Annotated in this window: 1 protein-coding gene; it reads right to left on the bottom strand. The window is 57.3% G+C overall.

Going from position 1 to position 597, the window contains the following annotated elements; all coding sequences use genetic code 11:
- Nucleotides 1-53: 53 nt before the first annotated feature.
- A partial coding sequence (istB, locus tag PDO_RS17235) for an IS21-like element helper ATPase IstB (protein ID WP_007604868.1) occupies nt 54-597 on the bottom strand: 544 nt, incomplete at its 5' end.

Raw genomic sequence — 597 nt, 5'->3', positions numbered from 1 at the left:
GTTGATTTCCACTGAGAGCTGACCCGGCGTTTCCACCGAGAATTGACCCGCCTTTAGGTATCGTTCGTGTTGTTGGTCGGGGTCAAGTTCCTGCGTTTCTCCTTTGCTGTTTTGGGATGATGAGCCGAGCTGTTCTTGAAGCGGAAGCTGTCGTTTCCGGTTTCGAGGATGTGGCAGTGGTGGGTGAGCCTGTCGAGCAGCGCGGTGGTCATCTTTGCGTCGCCGAAGACGCTTGCCCATTCACTGAAGCTGAGGTTGGTGGTGATGATGACGCTGGTGCGCTCATAAAGTCTGCTGAGCAGATGGAAGAGTAGCGCCCCGCCTGAAGCGCTGAATGGCAGGTATCCCAGCTCGTCGAGAATGACGAGATCGGAGTGAACGAGCCGATTGGCGATCTGTCCCGACTTGCCTTGCGCTTTCTCTTGCTCAAGCGCGTTGACCAGTTCGACCGTCGAGAAGAACCTTACCCGCTTGTGGTGATGTTCAATGGCCTGAACGCCGAGCGCGGTGGCAATGTGCGTCTTGCCCGTGCCAGGTCCGCCGACCAGGACGATGTTGTTGGCATCATCGAGGAAGTCGCAGCGATGGAGTTGCGGG

It is taken from the genome of Rhizobium sp. PDO1-076, from assembly GCF_000247475.1.
GTDB lineage: Bacteria > Pseudomonadota > Alphaproteobacteria > Rhizobiales > Rhizobiaceae > Allorhizobium.
Note: the sequence above shows the minus strand (reverse complement) of the source record. Positions and strands in the feature narration are given on the sequence as shown.